Raw genomic sequence first — 16247 nt, 5'->3', positions numbered from 1 at the left:
CACCGATTGACACCGCCGACGAGCCGAACCTAGCATCCGGTCGACAGCCGCCCGTCGCCCGGATCCCGGGATGTCGACGCCACCCCTGGTTCTGCCCTCGCCCCGCGTCGATCCTTGTCGGTCGACAGGCGACCGGAACCGGTTCGACTGCAGAGGACACGCCGTGGACCCGATGATGATCGCGATCAGCCAGGACCGACCCGGCGGAGCCGAGGTGCTCCACGCCGTCCGGCGCGATCGCCCCGTACCCGGCCCGACCGAGGTACTGGTGCGGGTCCACGCGGCCGGAGTGAACCCGACGGACTGGAAGACGCGCGCGCGGGGCTACTTCTACGGGAACGAGGAGCCGCCGTTCACGCTCGGCTTCGATGTCGCCGGGATCGTGGAAGCGGTCGGACCGGGCGTGACGCTGCACGCGCCAGGTGACGCGGTGTTCGGCATGCCCCGGTTCCCGCACCCCGCGGGCGCCTACGCGGAGTTCGTGACGGGCCCGGCTCGCCACTTCGCCCCGGCTCCGGCCGCGATCGACCTCGTCCGGGCCGCCGCCCTGCCGCTGTCGGGACTCACCGCGTGGCAGGCACTCGTCGACACCGCCCGGGTGACGGCGGGACAGCGGGTGCTGGTGCACGCGGCAGCAGGCGGGGTCGGCCACCTCGCCGTCCAGATCGCCAAGGCGCGCGGTGCGTACGTGCTCGGTACCGCGAGCGCTGCCAAGCACGCGTTCCTGCGCGACCTGGGCGTCGACGAGCCGATCGACTACACCCGAGGCCCCATCGACACGCTCACCTCCGATGTGGACGTCGTGCTGGACACGCTCGGCGGGGAGGTCCGGGAGCGATCCCTGGCCTGCATCCGACCGGGCGGCATCCTCGTGTCGATCATTCCGCCCGCCGGCTTCGATGCGGCCCTGCTCCCCCACCGCGACGGCGTTCGCGTCGAGTGGATCCTCGTCGAACCCGACCTCGCGGGCCTGCGGGGCCTGGCGGAGCTCGTGGAGAACAAGGCGCTGACGGTGCACCTCGACCGGACCTTCCCGCTCGCCGAGGCAGCGGCAGCGCACCGGTACGGCGAACAGGGCCGCACCACCGGCAAGCTCGTGCTGACCGTCGGCGGGTGAGCGGGAGGGGCCCGCGGTGCGGGCCCCACCCTCGGATCAGCTCCGCAGCCGTTGACGACGCAGCCGTCAACTGCGCAGCCGCATGTCGACCTGCCCGGAGTCGGCCAGGCCGTAGCGCTCGATCTTGCGGTACAGGCTCGACCGGGAGATCCCGAGCTCCTCGGCGGCGATGACCTTGTTACCGCGCGAGGTCGCCAGCGCCGCGACGATCGCGTCGCGCTCCGCGCGCTCGATCCGGCTGAGCGTGCGCCGTCCCGCGTTCTGCCGGACGTCGAGTGGCAGGTCCGCGACGCGGATCAGCCCGCCGCTGTTGATCAGGGTCCGCTGGACCACGTTCTCCAGCTCGCGCACGTTGCCCGGCCACTCGCGGCGGGCCAGCGCATCGAGCGCCTCCCCGCTCCAGCGGGCCGGCCGGTCCTGGCGTGCGCTGAGGTCGGCGACCAGCCCGGGCAGGTCGGCCGCCCGGTCCCGCAGCGGTGGCACCTCCACCGTGGCGAGAGCGAAGCAGGCCAGCAGCGCGGGCTCGACGGCCGTGGTCAGCCGGGCAGTGCCGATCACCGTCGGACCGGCGCCAGTGGCCGAGGCCGCGACGTCGTCGAGGACGCAGGCGAGCTCGCGCGCCACCGTCGGATCGAGCTCGTCGAGGTGCCGGATGAGCAGCGCGTCGGACCCGGCCGCGGCGGCGTGCACCCCCTCGATCCAGCCCCGCCGCCCGTCACGGGCGTCCAGGGCCGCTGTTCCGGCAGGTCCCACGGGCTCCGGCACGAGGCGCCGGGCGAGCGTGAGCTTGCCGGCACCCGGCTCCCCCACCAGCAACAGGGGAACGCCGACGGCGACGGCCTCGGCAGCGGCATCGACCGCCGCCGCGTAGGCGGTGCTCCGCGCCGGCCTCCCGGCCGTGCGACGCCGCGGGGTGTGCGCGCCGTGACAGACCTCGACCAGCAATCCCTCCGCCTCACCGATCGGGGTGACCCGGACCGGGAGCATCACGCCGTCCGGGAGTTCGAGGTCGAAGCTGCGTGCCGCCCTGCCGACATCACCGCCGACGCGCTGCCAGAGGTCGGCCGCATCCAGATCGGGCAGCAACCGGGCAGCGGCGGGATCGGCGACCACGAGTCGCGGGCTGAGCAGCAGCGACGGGCGATCGGTACGGCCGCGGTGCGCCAGGTAGTGCTCGAACATCCGGCGCTCGTGCTTGCCGGAGCTGTCCATCAGGCTCTGCCGCACCTCCGCGACGGTCCAGCGGACGAGCGAGGTCAGCGCCGGATGGACGTGCTGTTCCATCATGGTCACGTTGATCACGGCGGCCGGCCGCCTGCTGATCGGGTCGAGCACCGGAGCGGCCACGCACGTCATGTCCAGGTGCAGGTCCGCCCAGTGCTCCGCACCTCCGATGATCTTCGTCTTCAGGTCGGCGAGTGCCGTTCCCACGCCGTTCGTGCCGACCAGCGCCTCACTGCAGCTCGCGCCCGGATCGGCCATGATCCGCCGCAGCGAGGTGCGGACCATCGCGTCGGGGATCCAGCTGTGCACCAGGCGCCCCTCGCCGTCAGCGAGTGAGAGCGCGCAGCCGAGCGACTCCAGCTCCTCGGCCATGCGGGTCAGCACCGGCGCTGCCGCGGCACGCAGCGCGCTGTGCTCGTCGAACTCCGGCAGCGCCGGCAGGTGCACCTCCAGCGGGGACACCCCCGCGGTGCGCGACCGGGACCAGGACGCCGCGATCTCCGGCCGGATGAGTGGGCGGTAGCGCGCGGCGATGTGCCCGCTGGCGAGGTAGTCCTCGCGAGCGTCACGGAGCCGGTGGGCGTCGGTCGTGGACATCGTTGGCCTCCACTGACGAGTCGAACGATCCTAGGGCTGCGATCGGCTGATCGGCAGGTCAGCGGCCGGCGATGTTCCAGCCGCGGGCCCCGTCGCCGAACGCGCGGTACCCGCCCTCAGTGACGACGACGGTGTCCTCGAGCTTGATGAAGCCCCGTCGCTCGTGCAGCAGGGTCGTCTCGACCGAGAGCACCATGCCCGGTTCGAGGGGCAGCGGCCCGTCGTCGGCCGGGTAGGGCACCGGTCCGGTGCTGGTCAGCCGCGGAGCCTCGTGGCTGATCAGGCCCATGCCGTGCGCCACGAAGGAGGTCGATCCGCGGTGCGGATGGCTACGGAGCTCGTCCTGGGCCACCGCGAAGATCTCCGCACCGATCGTGCCGGCCCGGATCGCCCGACGAGCGGCCTGCTGGGTCAGCTCCACCTCGGCGAGGAGATCCTGCAGCTCCGCGTCGGGTGGTCCCAGCACCGCCATCCGGGCCAGGTCGCCGATGTAGCCACCGAGGTTGCCGCCAGAGTCCAGGCACAGCACCTCGCCCGGCGCCCACGCCTGGTCCGACGCGCCCCGGTTGTGGCTCGAGCCCATGCTCACCAGGCAGTACTCGAACGTCAGCCCGCGCAACGCCTGCTCGCTGTGCAACGCCGCAGCGAGTTCGCGCTTCGTCGTACCGGCACCGTGCGCGGCGAACACCGCCTTCATCGACTCGACGATCGCGACCGACGCGCGCTCGACGATCGCCAGCTCGGCGTCGGACTTGCGGGCCCGCAGCCGCTCGAGCACCCCGAAGGCCTCGACGAACGCCAGGTCCCGCTCCTGCGCGAGGCGGAGGTAGGCATCCGCCGGGAGGAAGGCCTGCTCGACCCCCACCGTGACCCCGCTCGGACACGCCTTGCGCAGGTGCGCCACGGCCGCCTCGACGGCATCGACCGAGCCCCAGCTGCAGAGCTCGACGGTGTCGACCCAGACCGGATCGTTGTCGAGCTGCCAGGCCTCGGTGGCAGCCCCGACATAGGTGGCCGCAGCCGGATCGCCGCGCACGTAGAGGACCACCGGCAGGTACCGGCTCACGCCGAGGGCGTCCATGTAGTCGAAGAAGAAGTAGCGATGGCCGCCCAGCAGGTACTGCACGTTGTGCTTGGAGGTCACCAGCAGCGCGTCGATGCCCGCCTGCTCCATGAGCCCGTCGAGCAGCCGGACGTCGAACGGGGGCGTCGTCGACACCGCACCTCACCTCGATCTTCGTTGATCCACGGACCGCCCAGTTGGGCGACGGTCGCCTGTCGACAGAACTTTGCGGTACGCCCGCACTCCTGTCAACGGCCTGTCGCGGGTGTCCCAGGCTGGGACAAGTGCGCCGCCGCACCGGTCGCGACCATCGGAGCCGTCCCACTCCCCGGGTCCCGACGAGGTCCCGGCCCACCACGGCGGAGGCTCGATGAAGATCGGTGTCGGCGCGTTCCTGACCGACCGGAGCATCCGGCCCGACGTGCTCGCGCGCGCGGTCGAGGAGCGCGGGTTCGAGTCGTTGCTCGTCCCCGAGCACTCGCACATCCCGGTCAGCCGGGAGTCGCCCTACCCGGCGGGCGGCGAGATGCCGTCCTACTACGCGCGGATGGTGAGCCCGTTCGTCGCGCTCGCCGCCGCCGCCGCGGTCACCGAGCGGATCACGCTGGGTACCGCCGTCACGCTGCTTCCCCAGCGCGATGTCATCCACACCGCCAAGGAGGTCGCGAGCCTCGACCTGATCTCCGACGGCCGGATGATCCTGGGCGTGGCTCCGGGCTGGAACCGCGAGCAGACCCGCAGCCACGGGGCGGATCCGCGGACCCGCGGCGCACTCCTCGATGAGCAGATCCAGGCGTTGAAGGCGATCTGGACGCAGGACGAGGCCGAGTTCCACGGCAAGTTCGTGGACTTCGACCCGCTGTGGTCATGGCCGAAGCCCGTGCAGCAGCCGCACGTCCCGATCTACGTCGGAGGCTGGGGACCGGCAGCGATCACTCGCCTCCGCGACCACGGTGACGGCTGGATGGCGGGCAACGCGCCCGACCCGGCCGGAGTGCGCGCGCAGCTGGCGCTGCTGGCAGCGGCACCCGGGACCCCGATGACGGTCTTCGGCGTCGGCGGGCACGAGGTCGCCGTCCTCGACACCTACCGCGAGGCAGGCGCCGAGCGGGTCGCGCTCCTGCTCGAACCCGCGACGGAGGGCGCATCCCTCGCGCAGCTCGACGGGTGGGCCCACCTCGTCGAACGCCTTGCCTGAACCCATCATCCGCTCCGACTGCAAGGAGGCCGATGTGGCCGCAGTTCCGCTTGCCGCACCATGGACCGTCCTCGACCACGTCGGGCTGACCGTCCCCGATCTCGACGCCGCGACAGCATTCTTCTGCGCCGCGTTCGGGGCCTCGGTCGAGGCCGACCTCGTCGACGAACCGCTGGGCGGGTCGGAGATCGAGACCGCACTCGGGCTACCGGCCGGCGCGACCGTCCTGCGCGTGCGCATGCTGGCGCTCCCCGGCGGTGCCGGGATCGAGCTGTTCGAGTTCGGCACCGTCGACCAGGCCGCACCCGTCCGGCTGTCCGACCTCGGCATCCAGCACCTGGCGGTCCGCGTCGACGACATCGACCGTGCGATCGAGCGGGCCCTCGCAGCCGGCGCCGCGGCGCTGGCCGCACCCGCCCCCGTTCCCGGCACCACCACCGGCGCCGTGTGGGTCTACTGCCGCCTTCCCTGGGGCGGTCTGCTGGAACTGGTCCATGATCCCGGCCGCCCGCGTCCCAGTTCGGGACAACATCGCGGCGAAATCCGGCAATAGCGTCACAACGGAATGGGCGACTCCGCCCCCGACCCTCGAATCCAGGAGCAGGACAATGACCGGAAAAGAACCCGATATCATCCTGGGCTTCGGCAACTTCGCCGGCACGACCCCGTTCGAGGAACGGATCGTCGCGGCCGCCCGAGCGGGACTCCCCAGCATCGGTTACTCGATCTTCGACTACCAGGAGCTCAAGAAGGGCGGCACGACCGCCAAGGACCTCGCGACCGTCGCCGAGCGCCACGGGGTGCGGGTGGCGGAGCTCGAGGTCGGGCTCGGATTCGACGGGCCCGCCGACGGGAGCCGGTGGGGGCCGTCGTGGTTCCCGTGGGATCTGCCCTACCTCGACCGCACCGCGGAGAACGACTTCCTCGAGCTCGCGGATGCCTTCGGTGCGCACCACATCGTGGTCGCGGCGTCGTCGGGCGGGGCCGGGGCCGACTCCGTCAGCAGGTTCGCGCAGCTGTGCGACCGCGCGGCCGAGGTGGGCGCGAAGGTCGCCATCGAGTTCCTGCCCGGCACCGACCTGCCCGACATCGCCAGCTCGCTGGCCATCGTCGAGCAGGCCGACCGGGACAACGGCGGACTGTGCGTCGACAACTGGCACTACGTCCGCGGCACCCCCGACGAGGCCGCACTGCGCTCGATCCCGGCCGATCGGATCGTCGTGATGCAGCTGTCCGACGGCCCGACGGAACCCCTCACCGACGACTACTTCGAGGAGACCCTCAACCACCGCAGGCTCTTCGGCGACGGCGAGTGGGACGTCGCCGGATTCCTCGGGCTCCTGCGCGCCTCCGGCACGACGGCCCCGATCTCGATCGAGGTGCTCTCGCAGCAGTGGCAGTCCCGTCCCGCCGACGAGCTCGCCACCGCGTTCGCCATCGCCACCCGCCGACTGGTCTCCGCGGCGCAGTAGCTGCCGCTGTCCACGAGAGCTCCACCCCCCATCGGACCTGTGAGGAAAAATGGTCAGCAACAATGCCGTCGACGCCTTCTCTGAGACTTTCACCGGCAAGGTGTACCGGCCCGGCGACGCGGGATATGAGAACTCCCGGCAGGTCTGGAACGCCGACATCAACCGGTATCCCGCGCTCGTTGCGTCCTGCTCGACAACCGCGGACATCGCCGCCGCCATCGCCTTCGGTCGCGCCGAAGAGCTCGAGATCTCGGTGCGGGGCGGTGGGCACAACTTCGCCGGACTCGCGGTCGCCGAGGGCGGCCTGATGATCCACCTCGAGGGTGTCAACAGCGTCCACGTCGATCCGGTCACCCGGCGGGCGTACGTGGGTGGCGGCTGCCAGCTCAAGCAGCTCGACGTTGCGCTCGCCGAGCACGGCCTCGGCGTCACGGCCGGCATCGTCAGCCACACCGGAGTCGGCGGCCTGACCCTCGGTGGCGGCGTCGGGTTCCTCCTGCGCCGGTTCGGACTGGCCTGCGACAACCTCGTCGAGGCCGAGGTGGTGCTGTCCGACGGCACGGTGGTGCGGGCCTCCGCCACGGAGAACGCGGACCTGTTCTGGGCGCTGCGCGGCGGCGGCGGCAACTTCGGGATCGTCACCGAGTTCGTCTTCCAGCTCCACCCCATCGGCGAGACCGCGAACGTCGGGATGTTCTTCTTCCCACCCGACCGCGGGCCCGACGTCCTCCGGTTCTTCCGCGACCTCCCGTCGCGGCTTCCCGACGACATGGCGATCCTCGTCTTCGGGATGGACGCCCCCGACGCGCCGTTCGTCCCCGACGAGTACAAGCACACGGCGGGCTACTTCATCCAGCTCGTCACCGTCGGTCCGTGGGCCGAGCTCGCTGCCGCCGCCGACCTGGTTCGCTCGGAACTCTCGCCGGTCTTCGAGATGGTCGAGCCGATGCGTTACCTCGACCTGCAGGGCATGAACGACGCCTTCAACCCCTGGGGTGTGCACGGCTACGAGAAGGCGGTCTACCTGCCCGGCATCGACGACGGAGCCATCGATGTGATGCAGCGCCACCTCCCCGGCAAGCGCGGGGCGTTCTCCTACTTCGCCGCGATGACACTCGGCGGCGCCTACGCCCGGGTCGCCGACGAGGACGCCGCCTGGGGCGGTCCGCGCGACGCCGCGTACCACTTCATCATCACCGCCACCTGCGAGACGGCCGAGGAACTGGCCGACGACCGCAAGTGGGTCCGGCAGTTCTGGACCGACATGCGCCCCTTCGGCATGAGCTCCGGCAGCTACATCAACAACATGAACGAGTACGACGAGGACCGCGTCCGAGCTGCGTACGGCCCGGAGAAGTACGACCGGCTCTCCCGGATCAAGGCGCGGTACGACCCGGAGAACGTCTTCCACCACAACCAGAACATCAAGCCCGCCCGGATCGTCGGAGCCGGCTCGTCCTGAGTGCTCTGTTCGCGGCAGCACCGCGATGCCGCGGCCGATCGATCCGATCGGTCGCGGCCTCGCCTTCATGCCGCACTCGACTTCGAACCACGGCTGCTCCGGTTGCTGCAAGCCACGGCGGCCGGCCTCGTCCCGGCCGGGCGGACGTTCACGCACACCGGCGGGGGCTGACGCACACCGTGGACGGTGTGCGGGGACCCCTCACGATGTGCGTGCGCTCCGAGATGGTCTGACCGGCACCCTCAGCCGTTGGCGACAGGGTCCGCTGTCCAGGAGGCGAGGATGCGCAGCGCGTCGTGGCTGGGGCTGCCCGGATCGGCGGACAGGACCATCAGCCGCTGTGCCCCGGCGTCGCGGAGCACCCGGCCGTGCTCGAGCTGCACTGCATGACCGGCTGAGGTGGCGAACCCATCGCCGTGGCCGCCTCGGGGAGTACCACCGGCGATCAGTTCAGCATCGAGTTCGCCAGACCGGCATCCTCCACCGGGCCGGCGCCGTCGCGATCACAGTGCGACCAGCTTCTGCAGACGATCCGCGAGCAGACCGACGAAACGGGACGGATCGGCGAGCTCCCCACCCTCCGCGAGCAGCGCCATGTCGTGCACGAGCCGAGCCGTGCCCGGCAGCGACGCATCATCGGGACGCGACTCGTACGCGGCACGGAGACCCTCGACCAGCGGGTGCTTCGGGTTGAGCTCGAGGATCCGCTTCATCGGCGGCAGCTGCTGCCCCATCGCGCGATACATCTTCTCCAGCGCCGGGGTCATGTCCCCACTGGCACCGACGAGGCACGCGGGCGAGGTCGTCAGCCGCCCGGTGAGCCGGACCTCCCGCACCTCGTCGTCGAGTGTCGCACCCAGCCAGGTGAGCAGCCCGGCGAACCCGTCCCGGTCCGTCGCCGAGGTCTCATCGGCGTCCAGCTCACCCTTCGCGACGGACGTGAGCGGGGTGCCGTCGAACTCGGAGATCTGGTCGACCCACACCTCGTCGATCGGATCGGTCAGCAGCAGGACCTCGTACCCCTTGGCGCGCAACGCCTCCAGGTGCGGGGAGTTCTCCACGGCAACCCGGGACTCACCGGTGGCGTAGTACACCGCCTCCTGGCCCTCGAGCATGCGCTCCTTGTACGCCGCGAGCGTCGTGGGCGCCTCGGCGTCGTGCGTCGACGCGAACGAGCACAGGCCCAGTACCTGTTCGCGGTTGTCGACGTCCTCCAGCAACCCCTCCTTGAACGCCAGGCCCAGCTCGCGCCAGAACGTCGCGTACTTCTCGGGCTGCTCGGACTGCAACGTCACGAGCGTCGAGAGAACCTTGCGGATCAGCCGCTTGCGGATCAGCTGGATCTGCCGGTCCTGTTGCAGGATCTCCCGGGAGACGTTGAGCGAGAGGTCGGCGGCGTCCACGACGCCCTTGACGAACCGCAGGTACTGCGGCACGAGCGCCTCGCAGTCGTCCATGATGAACACCCGCCGCACGTAGAGCTGCACACCACGGCGGGCCTCGCGCATGTGCAGGTCGATCGGCGCGTGCGCAGGCAGGAACAGCAGGGCCTGGTACTCGAACGTGCCCTCGGCGCGCAGCGAGATCGTCTCCAGGGGCGGCTGCCAGTCGTGCCCGACGTGCCGGTAGAACTCGGCGTACTCCTCCTCGCTCACCTCGCTCCGTGGACGCGTCCACAGCGCCTTGCGGCGGTTGAGCGTCTCCGGCTCCCCGCCCTCCTCCGCCGAGGCGACGCGGATGGGCCAGGTGATGAAGTCCGAGTACCGCCGGACGATCCGGCGCAGCACCGACACATCGGTGTAGTCGGGCATGTCGTCATCGGCATCGGCGGGCTTGAGCGTCAACGTCACGGAGGTGCCCTGCGGGACCCCGGGTGCCTCCTCGACGGTGAACGTGCCCTCCCCCGCCGACTCCCAGCGCACGCCCGTCTCGGCGCCTGCGCGGCGCGTCACGAGTACAACCGCATCGGCGACCATGAAGCTCGAGTAGAAGCCGATGCCGAACTTGCCGATCAGCTCGCTCGCCGCCGCTGAATCGACTCCCGCATCAGCGCCCGCGGCCTTCAACGAAGCCAGCAGCTCCGCGGTCCCGGACTTCGCGATCGTCCCGATCAGGCCGACGACGTCGTCACGGCTCATACCGACACCGTTGTCGCGCACGGTCACCGTGCGCGACTCACGGTCGACGGCCAACTCGATGTGCAGGTCCGACACGTCGGCCTGCAGCTCCTTGTCACGGAACGTCTCCAGGCGCAGCTTGTCCAGCGCGTCGGACGCGTTGGAGATCAGTTCACGCAGGAACACGTCCCGGTTGGAGTAGATCGAGTGCACCATCAGCTGCAGCAGCTGACGCGTCTCGGCCTTGAACTCGATGGTCTCCGTGCTCACCGGCGCACCTTCCGTCCACGTTCGTCGATACCGCGGACGATCCTAGGATCGTCGGGGTACCCGACGTGGTCTACCCGGGCAACAACCCGAGTTGGGCGGCGAAGGTCATGTCGTCCCAGTAGAAGGCGGTGCGGGTGATCACGTTGCCTTCGACGGTGTGCAGGGCGGCGAACATCGTCGTCACGCTGCGGCCGGAGGGCGGGAACCCGGTGCCGTCGGGGTTGACTCCGGGACCGGTCTGGGTTCCCTCGAACGACGCCTCCTCTGCCACGAGGTCACCGGAGTCGAACAGAGCCGCGACCCGAACACGGTTGTCGGGGAATGCCGTCATCTGCATCTCCCAGAACGCGATGACCGCGGCGGGACCCTTCCCCGTCGAGTGTGGCGTGGTGAACTCGCAGTCCTCGGCGTAGCAGGCGAGGTAGGCGTCTCGGTCACGGTTGTTCCACGCGTCGGCCGAACGCTGGACGATCTCGGTGCCGGTCATGGCGACTCCCGGTGTGAGCCGGGCGCTGCTCGCCCGGACCACGCCACCGTGGCCCACGCCGTCCATCGGAACATCCACCAGGTGGTGGAGACCCGAAGCCGGTCAGGACATCGTGTTCCGGCGTAGGAGCGCTTGCGCGGCGAGCTCGGTCCGGTTCGTGACGCCTAGTGGTTGCCGCCGGAGGTTCGTCGGGGGTATCGGGGGATCCAGCTTCTCGCTGGGCGTGCCGGCGGGCAGCCCTCGTACCGGGTTGTACTCGGGTTGTCCGGCGGTGCGTCCAGCGTGGAGCTGGGCCGCCGAGACCCTGGGCAAACTTCCGGCGGTGACCACTAGCTTGGCGAAGATGTGCAGCAGATGGGTCTTGACGGTGCTGCGGGCGATGAACATGCGCTGGGCGACCTGGGGATTGCTCAGTCCGGCGCTCACGAAGCCGACGACGTCCAGCTCGGTCGGGGTCAGGGAGTCCCACCCGTGATCCGGCCGTCCGCGCTCGCCCCGGGCGCGACGGGCGTAGGCGATCGCGCCGGTGACGTCCATGGCGCCACCCTCCTGCCAGATCGGGTCGAACGCCTCGCCCAGTGCGTCCGCCGCTCGGGCCACGTCCCGGGCGGCGCGGTCTGCGAACCATCGGTGCCGGGTGGTGACGGTGTCCAGCCGGGCCGCGGCAGCAAGCAGCCGGACGCCCTCCGCGGTACTGCCCGCGTCGATGGCCAACCCACCGAGGACTTCGAGCGCATCCGGGACGTCCGCGAGCAGGCCGGCCGCCGCGGTCGCCGCGAGATCCTGGTGGATCAGGCGCTCCGCTGCTCCTGGGCCCGCCACCTGATCGCCGGTGTCTCGCGCGATGCGTGCGAGCAGTACCCGGCAGGGCCCGACCATCGCCGAGCCACGCCGTTCGGCCGCCGCCAGCGCGGCCGTGGCGGCCCGGGTGGCCGCGTCGACCTCCCCGACGGAATGCAGCGCCGTGGCGCCCTGCACCATCAGTCGTTGCCCGGACGTCGGATCGACCGCGCCGAGGAGGAACTCCCCGGTGCGGGCCAACGCGTTCGCCGCCTCGACAGGGCGCTCGGCGAAGGCCGCGATCTCGCGGATCGCCGGGATCAGGTGGGCGTGCACGACGGCGTCGAGCGGTCGCTGCGAGCGTCCCATGCCGTCTGCCAGCAGGGCGAGCGCGTGCCACCGACCGACCGCGATCTCGACCGTCATCAACCCGGCGACGGCATAGGTCTCCCGAACGGGGTCACCGATCCGTCGGCTGACCTCGAGACCCCGGGTGTAGGCGTTCCGGGCGTCGTCGAACGCGCCCCCGGCCGCGGCCGCCACGCCGGACCCGTACAGCGTCCAGAACTGCTGGCCACGATCATCGATGTCGTTCGCGATCTCCGTCGCCCGGTCGACGAACGGTCGGGCGGCGGCCGGATGGAACTGGACGGTGTGGCTGAAGGCGATCAGGCCGAGCAGGGTGCATTCGTTCCAGCGGTCACCTGCCGTACGGGCCAGCTCCAGACCTGCTGCCGCACTCGACCTTGCCGCGGACGGATCGAACAGACCCTGGATCAGCGTGATGATCTGCAGGCACCGGCCCTGGGTCTGCGCGTCGCCTGCCTCGGTCGCTTCGGCCAGCGCGACACCGGCCTCCTCCCCGGCGCCTGCGAAGTCGGTCCCGCTGTAGAACCGGGTGAACGCCGCCGCCCAGCGCACCCGTGCCCGCATCACGACCGGGGCATCAGAGGCGGCGGCCATGACGAGCGTCGCCCACGTCATGCCTTCGGCGGCGTAGCTACGCATGCCCCAGAAGAACGGCAGCGCCGCGATCAGCCGCAGCCCCGTCGACTCCCCTGCCCCTGATGCGGCATGGGCCAGTGCGGCGCGCAGATTCGGCAGTTCCTGTTCCATCGCGTCGAGTGCCGAGACGTGCACGCGGAGGAGGCGCGTCTCGTGGGCTTCGGCAAGGTCGGTCACCCAGCCGAGGTGCCGGTCGGCGATCACACCGAACTCACCCGCCTCGGCCAGCCGTTCCAGGGCGAACGCGCGGATCGTCTCCAGCAACCGGTAGCGGCCGGACGGCTCGCGGTGCACCAGCGACCTGTCCACCAGCCGCGACAACAGCCCCAGGACGTCGAAGAGCCCCACCGGTCCGCCGCTCGCCACGTGGTCAGCGGCCTCCGCTGTGAACCCTCCGACGAACACCCCGAGCCGGCACAACAGGATCCGCTCTGGTTCCTCGAGAAGGGCGTGTGACCATTCGACCGACGCCCGCAACGTGCGGTGCCGCGCCGCCGCCGTGCGCGTACCGCTGGTCAACAGCCGGAAGCGGTCGTCCAACCCGACGACGATCCGATCCAGCGACACCGTGCGCACCCGTGCGGCGGCCAGCTCGAGGGCGAGCGGGATCCCGTCGAGACGCTGACAGATCTGCGCGACGGCCCGGGCCGTCGCCGCGGTCAACACCAGATCGGGGTCGGACGCGACAGCGCGAGCGACGAACAGCCGCGCAGCGTCGAACGCCGCGACCACGCCCGGGTCCGTGCTCAGTGGTGGTACCGCGAGCGACGGGACCCGCCACGTCGTCTCACCATCGACACCGACCGGTTCCCGGCTCGTGCACAGGACCCGGACGGACGGGGCCTCCCTCAAGATCCGCCCGACCAACTCGGCCACACCGTCGAGGACGTGCTCGCAGTTGTCCAGCACGACCAGACACCCGGCAGCCGCGACGTGGCCCAGTACGGCGTCATCCGCGGAAGCCCCGGACACCGGCAGGCCCAGGATCCGGGCCAGTGCCTCGCCGACGAGCGTCTCATCGGTCAACGTTGCGAGCTCGACCCACCACACGCCATCGGCGAACTCCCCACCGACCAGCGCGGCCAACCGCTGCGCCACGCGCGTCTTCCCGCACCCACCGGCGCCCGTCAGCGTGAGCAGCCTCGTTCCGGCCAACAACGCCACGCCACGCTCCAGATCCCCGCGGCGCCCGACGAACGTACTGGCCTCCGCCGGCAGGTTGCTCGGTACACCCAGTCGCAGGTGCCGCCTCGACGCGGCGGCAGCACCTTCACCGAGTCGACCGGACATGCCGCCAGTATCACCGGCTCGGCGTCAGAAGACCCGAGAAACCTCATCGCGGCGGGCGACACGCCAGCACGCCGGGTCAGGCGGGAAGGCAACCGGCAGCGTATCCGCGAATTGATGCCATGTTCCAGTGGTTGAAGGCGTCCATTGTGCGGGAGTCACCGATTCCGTAGTTGTCGTAGGCGTAGTTGAACCGGTCATTCCATGAGTTGGTGACGGCGTTGAGCGTTGCACAGGTCGTGCTTGCGGACGCGCCAGGTGCGGCGACGATGCCGACCGCGAGACCCGCCATCAGGCCCGTTGCCACGATCAGTGCGCGAGTCCTGTTGGCAAGCTTCTTCAGCATGGTCCTACCTCCGGTGACGATATCTGGGTTGGCGCCCTGAGCGTGATCGCTGCTCGGGCTCCTCCAGCCTCACCGCAACCATCGGATTCGGGTAGTTGCCACCTGAGTGGTATTGCCTGCTCGTTGACGGGCGCCCCTCTCACAACACGTGAGGTGGTCAGCCGCGCACTCGGACATGGGTGATCGCCCTCCCGTCGATGGGTAACACTTCCCTACGCAACGCCCTCGAATCCCCACTCGCCATTCTTGCGCCAGGTCCCCATTGACTCGGCGAACTGCCGACTCCACACTGCGCTGACGCCGGAACCGCGCCCTGCAGTGTGCACAGCCCATCGAGTCGAAATAGGGCCGTCACGGGGCGACATCAGGAGGAAGATCATGCGGAGGGATGCGGCCCCCATCAGCAGGATCCTTCCGATTTCCCCTTCACTTCTCACGTGACCTCCCATTTTCGGATCCCCCAGTCCGACGGCATCGAGCTCGTCCCACTGATGAGAGAAGCCGTCACCATCGGGCGATCCGCCTCCTGCGATGCGGTCATCCTCGACGACACGTCGGTGTCACGACTGCACGCCACCACCGAGCTCCTCGCCGGCAAGTGGTGCCTGCGCGACCTCGGCTCGACGAATGGTACGTATGTCAACGGTCGCGCGATCCTCGTCCAGACACCCCTCGATACCGGCGACGAGATCCGCGTGGGCAAGACCCTCATCATCGTCCACATCGCACAGTCCTCCGACGACGCCTCGAGGACGGACTGTCCAGCATCGCCACCCCTGCTGACGACCCGCGAATATGACGTGCTCCAGTCGCTTCTCCGGCCGGTCATCACCGGCGGCGACGTCAACGAGGTGGCATCGCCTCGCGAGATCGCACTCGCACTCGGGGTCACCGCGGCCGCGGTGCGGCAACACTTCGTGAATCTCTACCGCAAGTTCGACATCGGTGGACGAGGCACCGGGCGGCAGGCGCGACTCGCCCACGAGGCAATCCGGCGCGGATCGCTCAACGCACTCGACATGCACACGATCAGGCACAGCCCCGAACCGCCTCACAAGTCGTGAGAATCCCCTGGAAGAACCCGAGGTAGAACCGGGCACCTCGGCGGCTTATCCCCTCCCACGGAAAGGGCGATGCTGGTCGGGCAACAGTGAATCAAGGGGAACGAAGAACGGAGAAAGAGATGTCCATCCACGAGGTTCTCGGTCGAGCCATGGCAGCCACCGCGGCGGCAGCGGCCACCATGATCACGGGCGCGGTAGTGATGGCCGCACCCGCACAGGCGGCCGTCCCGGCCCACGAGATCGTCGGCATCGGGAGCGGCAAGTGCCTCGACGTGCGCGCCGAGGACGGCGGCGCGGGCGCACGGATCCAGACCTGGCAGTGCTTCGGCTCGGCGAACCAGGAATGGGGCGTGCAGTTCGTCGGGAAGTACACCGGCGTCGACTACTTCCAGCTCATCAGCAAGGGCCCCGGTGGCCTGTGCATGGAGGTTTCCCGTTCCGCGAACGTCAACGGTGCGCAGATCGACCAGGCCGAGTGCAGCCAGGACGCGAACAAGCTCTTCCGGCTCGACACCGGAAACGGCGGGTTCACCCTGAGGCCGATGAGCAGCACCCGGTGCGTCGACGTGAGCGGCAACTCCACCCTCAACGGCGCGAAGGTACAGCTCTGGGACTGCAACGAGACGACGGCGCAGGCATTCAGGCTCGTCTGACCGGACTCGCGGCAACCGCCATGGTGGTGCGGGGTCGGACGGATCGGGGGCGCCCGCCCGTCTGCGGGCGGGGTTCCCCTTCTTCCGCCGTGACCGGAAGCCCGG

Annotated in this window: 14 protein-coding genes; 7 read left to right on the top strand and 7 right to left on the bottom strand. The window is 70.1% G+C overall.

Annotation, left to right across the window (positions count from 1 at the left end; genetic code table 11):
* The first annotated feature begins 175 nt into the window (after positions 1 to 175).
* The gene (locus tag ACFPFQ_RS32130; RefSeq protein ID WP_379625948.1) at positions 176 to 1117 is read left to right on the top strand and encodes an NADP-dependent oxidoreductase; all 942 of its coding nucleotides are present in this window, start codon (positions 176 to 178) and stop codon (positions 1115 to 1117) included.
* Positions 1118 to 1183: 66 nt separating this feature from the next.
* Here the strand turns inward: ACFPFQ_RS32130 and ACFPFQ_RS32125 are convergent, their stop codons facing one another.
* Both ACFPFQ_RS32125 and ACFPFQ_RS32120 read right to left on the bottom strand, forming a co-directional pair.
* Positions 1184 to 2938, bottom strand: coding sequence for a sigma-54-dependent Fis family transcriptional regulator (locus tag ACFPFQ_RS32125; RefSeq protein ID WP_379625612.1), 1755 nt, complete (start codon positions 2936 to 2938; stop codon positions 1184 to 1186).
* 58 nt (positions 2939 to 2996) lie between these two features.
* Positions 2997 to 4157: a M24 family metallopeptidase gene (locus tag ACFPFQ_RS32120; RefSeq protein WP_379625610.1), complete on the bottom strand. Its 1161-nt coding sequence runs from the start codon at positions 4155 to 4157 to the stop codon at positions 2997 to 2999.
* Positions 4158 to 4371: 214 nt separating this feature from the next.
* Here ACFPFQ_RS32120 and ACFPFQ_RS32115 point away from each other — a divergent pair, with 214 nt between their 5' ends.
* The 4 genes from ACFPFQ_RS32115 to ACFPFQ_RS32100 are packed head-to-tail and all read left to right on the top strand — an operon-like array spanning position 4372 to position 8133.
* A complete protein-coding gene (locus tag ACFPFQ_RS32115; protein ID WP_379625608.1) occupies positions 4372 to 5199 on the top strand; it encodes an LLM class F420-dependent oxidoreductase in 828 nt (275 codons plus the stop codon).
* Positions 5200 to 5233: 34 nt separating this feature from the next.
* Positions 5234 to 5752, top strand: a complete 519-nt coding sequence (locus ACFPFQ_RS32110) for a VOC family protein (RefSeq protein WP_379625606.1) — start codon at positions 5234 to 5236, stop codon at positions 5750 to 5752.
* A gap of 55 nt (positions 5753 to 5807) precedes the next feature.
* The gene (locus tag ACFPFQ_RS32105; RefSeq protein WP_379625604.1) at positions 5808 to 6671 is read left to right on the top strand and encodes a sugar phosphate isomerase/epimerase family protein; all 864 of its coding nucleotides are present in this window, start codon (positions 5808 to 5810) and stop codon (positions 6669 to 6671) included.
* Positions 6672 to 6720: 49 nt separating this feature from the next.
* Positions 6721 to 8133 carry an FAD-binding oxidoreductase gene (locus ACFPFQ_RS32100; protein WP_379625602.1) on the top strand — a complete coding sequence of 471 codons (1413 nt, stop codon included), beginning with the start codon at positions 6721 to 6723 and terminating at the stop codon, positions 8131 to 8133.
* Positions 8134 to 8375: 242 nt separating this feature from the next.
* On the opposite strand, the gene ACFPFQ_RS32095 is transcribed toward ACFPFQ_RS32100, so the two are convergent.
* The 5 genes from ACFPFQ_RS32095 to ACFPFQ_RS32075 all read right to left on the bottom strand — a co-directional run bounded on the left by ACFPFQ_RS32095 (position 8376) and on the right by ACFPFQ_RS32075 (position 14425).
* Positions 8376 to 8516: a hypothetical protein gene (locus ACFPFQ_RS32095; RefSeq protein ID WP_379625600.1), complete on the bottom strand. Its 141-nt coding sequence runs from the start codon at positions 8514 to 8516 to the stop codon at positions 8376 to 8378.
* 120 nt (positions 8517 to 8636) lie between these two features.
* Positions 8637 to 10520: a molecular chaperone HtpG gene (gene htpG / locus ACFPFQ_RS32090; RefSeq protein ID WP_379625598.1), complete on the bottom strand. Its 1884-nt coding sequence runs from the start codon at positions 10518 to 10520 to the stop codon at positions 8637 to 8639.
* 70 nt (positions 10521 to 10590) lie between these two features.
* Positions 10591 to 11073 carry an ester cyclase gene (locus ACFPFQ_RS32085; RefSeq protein WP_379625596.1) on the bottom strand — a complete coding sequence of 161 codons (483 nt, stop codon included), beginning with the start codon at positions 11071 to 11073 and terminating at the stop codon, positions 10591 to 10593.
* 36 nt (positions 11074 to 11109) lie between these two features.
* Complete coding sequence (locus ACFPFQ_RS32080; RefSeq protein ID WP_379625594.1) at positions 11110 to 14082, bottom strand: helix-turn-helix transcriptional regulator; 2973 nt, start codon at positions 14080 to 14082, stop codon at positions 11110 to 11112.
* A gap of 76 nt (positions 14083 to 14158) precedes the next feature.
* Positions 14159 to 14425, bottom strand: coding sequence for a hypothetical protein (locus ACFPFQ_RS32075; protein ID WP_379625592.1), 267 nt, complete (start codon positions 14423 to 14425; stop codon positions 14159 to 14161).
* A 491-nt stretch (positions 14426 to 14916) separates the two neighbouring features.
* Here ACFPFQ_RS32075 and ACFPFQ_RS32070 point away from each other — a divergent pair, with 491 nt between their 5' ends.
* Together ACFPFQ_RS32070 and ACFPFQ_RS32065 are read left to right on the top strand one after the other, a co-directional pair.
* Positions 14917 to 15489 carry an FHA domain-containing protein gene (locus ACFPFQ_RS32070; RefSeq protein WP_379625590.1) on the top strand — a complete coding sequence of 191 codons (573 nt, stop codon included), beginning with the start codon at positions 14917 to 14919 and terminating at the stop codon, positions 15487 to 15489.
* A 119-nt stretch (positions 15490 to 15608) separates the two neighbouring features.
* The gene (locus ACFPFQ_RS32065; protein ID WP_379625588.1) at positions 15609 to 16142 is read left to right on the top strand and encodes an RICIN domain-containing protein; all 534 of its coding nucleotides are present in this window, start codon (positions 15609 to 15611) and stop codon (positions 16140 to 16142) included.
* Positions 16143 to 16247 lie beyond the last annotated feature (105 nt).

It is taken from the genome of Pseudonocardia sp. GCM10023141 (genome assembly GCF_042653605.1).
This window is presented reverse-complemented; position numbering and strand designations above follow the sequence as displayed.